Here is a 4,144-nt window from a genome sequence, read left to right as displayed (position 1 = left end):
TGCAGGCGGTGCTGCCGGCCAGCGTGAAGCTGAACCTGGCAATGGACCGCTCGCCGGTGATCAAGGCTACTCTGCATGAAGCGGAAATGACCCTGTTGATTGCTGTAGCGCTGGTGATTCTGGTGGTGTTCCTGTTCCTCGGTAACTTCCGCGCCTCGCTGATTCCGACATTGGCGGTGCCGGTGTCGCTGGTCGGCACCTTTGCGGTGATGTACCTCTATGGTTTTTCGCTGAACAACCTGTCGCTGATGGCGCTGATTCTCGCCACCGGTCTGGTGGTGGATGATGCCATCGTGGTGCTGGAGAACATTTCCCGGCACATCGACGAAGGCGTCAAACCGCTGCAGGCCGCTTATCTCGGGGCCAAGGAAGTCGGTTTCACCTTGCTGTCGATGAACGTGTCACTGGTGGCGGTGTTCCTGTCGATCCTGTTTATGGGCGGCATTGTCGAAAGCCTGTTTCGTGAATTCTCCATCACGTTGGCAGCGGCCATCGTGGTGTCGCTGGTGGTCTCGCTGACCCTGACCCCGATGCTCTGTGCCCGCTGGCTCAAGCCGCACACACCGGGCCAGGAAAACCGTCTGCAACGCTGGAGCCGGCGCACCAACGACTGGATGGTCGGCAAATACGCCACTAGCCTTGACTGGGTGCTGCGCCATCGGCGCCTGACCCTGCTCAGCCTGTTGATCACCGTCGGGGTCAACGTCGCGTTGTATGTGGTGGTGCCGAAAACCTTCATGCCACAGCAGGACACCGGCCAGTTGATCGGTTTCGTGCGCGGCGACGATGGCCTGTCGTTCAGCGTGATGCAGCCGAAAATGGAAATTTTCCGCCGCGCCGTGCTCAAGGACGATGCGGTGGAAAGCGTCGCCGGTTTCATCGGCGGCACCAACGGCACCAACAATGCGTTCATGCTGGTCCGCCTGAAACCAATCAAGGAGCGCAACCTGTCGGCCCAGAAGGTCATCGAACGCCTGCGCAAGGAAATGCCCAAGGTGCCCGGTGCGCAACTGATGCTGATGGCCGACCAGGACCTGCAGTTTGGCGGTGGTCGCGAACAGACCACGTCGCAATACAGTTACATCCTGCAAAGTGGTGATCTGGGCGAGTTGCGCGAGTGGTATCCGAAAGTGGTCACGGCGCTGCGGGCGTTACCTGAACTCACGGCCATTGATGCCCGTGAAGGCCGTGGGGCGCAGCAGGTGACACTGATCGTCGACCGCGATCAGGCCAAGCGCCTCGGGGTGGACATGAACATGGTCACGGCGGTGTTGAACAACGCCTACAGCCAGCGGCAGATTTCCACGATCTATGACAGCCTCAACCAGTATCAGGTGGTGATGGAGGTCGACCCGAAATACGCCCAGGACCCGGTTACCCTCAAGCAGGTGCAGGTGATCACCGCCGACGGCGCGCGGGTTCCGCTGTCAACGTTCGCCCATTATGAAAGCAGTCTGGAAGACGACCGGGTCAGCCACGAAGGCCAGTTCGCCTCCGAGGACATTTCCTTCGACATGGCCGAAGGCGTGACGGTGGAGCAGGGCAGCGCCGCCATCGAGCGGGCGATTGCCAAGCTCGGTCTGCCGGAAGACGTGATTGCAAAAATGGCCGGTACCGCCGACGCCTTCGCCGCCACCCAGAAAAGCCAGCCCTTCATGATTCTGGGGGCGCTACTGGCGGTGTATCTGGTGCTGGGTGTGCTGTATGAAAGCTATATCCACCCGCTGACGATTCTGTCGACGCTGCCCTCGGCCGGGGTCGGTGCGTTGCTGTCGATCTATGCGTTGGGCGGCGGGTTCAGCCTGATCTCCTTGCTTGGCCTGTTCCTGCTGATCGGCGTGGTGAAGAAGAACGCGATCCTGATGATCGACCTTGCGCTGCAACTGGAGCGTCATCAGGGCATGACGCCGCTGGAATCTATTCGCAGTGCCTGCCTGCAACGCTTGCGGCCGATCCTGATGACCACACTGGCGGCGATACTCGGGGCCTTGCCATTGCTGCTCAGCCGCGCAGAGGGCGCGGAAATGCGCCAGCCGTTGGGCCTGACGATTATTGGCGGGCTGATTTTCAGCCAGGTGCTGACGCTTTACACCACGCCTGTGGTTTACCTCTATCTCGACAAGCTGCGCCATCGCTTCAACCAATGGCGTGGCGTGCGTACTGACGCCGCTCTGGAAACTCCGCTATGACTGACCGTTCGCTTATCCATCTGGCCACTGTTCGCGGTTCGCGCCTGTTGAGTCTGTCGCTGTGCGTGGCGATGCTCAGTGCCTGCGCTGTCGGCCCTGATTACCAGCGTCCGCAGACCGCTGAAATCGCCCAGTACAAGGAGGCCGAGGGCTGGCGTCAGGCCAATCCCAGCGACTCGCTTGCGCGGGGCGCGTGGTGGGAACTGTATGGCGATCAACAGCTCAACGGCCTGATCGAGCAACTCAACAGTTCCAACCAGACGGTTGCTCAATCCGAAGCGCAATTTCGTCAGGCGCAGGCACTGGTGCGCAGTGCACGTGGGGCGTTTTATCCGAGTGTCGACCTGAGTCTGGGTAAAACCCGTTCCAGTCAGGGCACCGGCAGCAGCAGTTCGAGCCTGAGCAGTTCGTCCAGCGGTATTCGTGACACCTACAACGCGCAGTTGGGGGTGAGCTGGGAGGCTGACGTCTGGGGCAAGTTGCGCCGTGGACTCGAGGCCGACAAGGCCAGCGCCCAGGCGAGTTTTGCCGATCTGGCGGCCATGCGCCTGAGCCAGCAATCGGAACTGGTGCAGAACTACCTGCAATTGCGCGTGATCGATCAGCAGAAGCGCTTGCTCGAGGCCACCGTTGCCGCCTACGAACGCTCGCTGAAAATGACCCAGAACCAATACCGCGCCGGCGTTTCCGGACGTGACGCGGTCGCGCAGGCGCAAACCCAGCTGAAAAGCACCCAGGCCGATCTGGTCGATCTGATCTGGCAGCGGGCGCAATTCGAGAATGCGATCGCCGTGCTGACCGGGCAGGCGCCAGCGGACTTCAAGATTGCCGAAACCCAGACCATTCCGAACCTGCCGCAGGTGCCGTTGAGCCTGCCGTCGCAATTGCTGGAGCGCCGCCCGGACATTGCCTCGGCCGAGCGCTCGGTGATCGCGGCCAACGCCAATATCGGCGTGGCAAAGGCTGCGTATTACCCGGACCTGTCCCTGAGCCTGAGTGGTGGTTACAGCAGCAGCACCTCCAAAGACCTGATCAGTCTGCCAAACCGCTTCTGGTCGGTGGGACCGAAATTGACGTTGCCGCTGTTCGACGGTGGCATCCGTTCGGCGGAAGTCGACCGCACGGAAGCGGTGTATGACCAGACCGTGGCCAAGTACCGTCAAACCGTGCTCGACGGTTTCCGTGAAGTGGAAAACTATCTGGTGCAGCTGAAGGTGTACGAAGACGAAGCGGCGGTGCGCCAGGAGGCGCTGGACGCGGCCCGTGATTCCTTGCGCCTGACCGAAAACCAGTACAAGGCCGGGCTGATTGCCTACATCGACGTGGTGGTGGTGCAAGCGACAGCATTGAGCAACGAGCGCAGCGTGTTGACCATCCTGCAGAACCGCCTGATCGCCAGCGTGCAATTGATTGCCGCACTGGGCGGGGGTTGGGATGGCCAACTTGATGTATCCGACTCCCGCTGACCTGCAGGGGAATGTATTTTCAACCTGCTGGTATAGGCCGGCCTTCGCCCTGGCGGACGATCAAACAAGCGTTTCATCGGGTTGATGGCAATTTGCTCACTTTGTCAGTGCGTTCTTCAGCGCAATCAGTACAATCGCCGCTTTTGCCCGGCCGAGAAAGGACGCTATACCGTCAGGCTGGCTACGAGAATTTCCATGCTCATCGGTAGTTACTCCTACACCCTGGTTTTCATTTCTTTGTGCGTGGCGATTCTTGCCTCATACACCGCGCTCGACCTGACCGGGCGCATTGCCACCTCAAGGGGCCGAGCCGTGCATTTCTGGACGGCAGGTGGTGCGTTGGCCATGGGCGTTGGCGTCTGGTCGATGCACTTTATCGGCATGCTCGCCTTCAAATTGCCGATCGACCTGGGCTACGACATCGGGATCACCGCGCTTTCGCTGTTGATTGCGGTGCTGTCCTGTGGTTTTGCCCTGTGGCTGGTCAGC

3 protein-coding genes are annotated in these 4,144 nt (G+C 60.5%); all 3 read left to right on the top strand.

The genetic code is table 11. The features are described from left to right. Window positions 1-2,189, top strand: a 2,189-nt coding sequence (locus DBR24_RS26605) for an efflux RND transporter permease subunit (protein WP_256591867.1), incomplete at its 5' end; no start/stop codon positions are given. Beyond that, window positions 2,186-3,655 carry an efflux transporter outer membrane subunit gene (locus DBR24_RS26600; RefSeq protein WP_123469081.1) on the top strand — a complete coding sequence of 490 codons (1,470 nt, stop codon included), beginning with the start codon at window positions 2,186-2,188 and terminating at the stop codon, window positions 3,653-3,655. The genes DBR24_RS26605 and DBR24_RS26600, both read left to right, overlap by 4 nt. Window positions 3,656-3,850: 195 nt before the next feature. Continuing rightward, window positions 3,851-4,144, top strand: a 294-nt coding sequence (locus DBR24_RS33965; protein ID WP_305889145.1) for an MHYT domain-containing protein, incomplete at its 3' end; no start/stop codon positions are given.

The sequence above is a fragment of the Pseudomonas sp. HMWF006 genome (genome assembly GCF_003061205.1).
GTDB lineage: Bacteria > Pseudomonadota > Gammaproteobacteria > Pseudomonadales > Pseudomonadaceae > Aquipseudomonas > Aquipseudomonas monsensis.
Note: the sequence above shows the minus strand (reverse complement) of the source record. Positions and strands in the feature narration are given on the sequence as shown.

Coding starts and splice junctions, on each gene's coding strand:
- DBR24_RS26600 (WP_123469081.1), top strand. CDS start 2,186: ATGACTGACCGTTCGCTTATCCATCTGGCCACTGTTCGCGGTTCGCGC.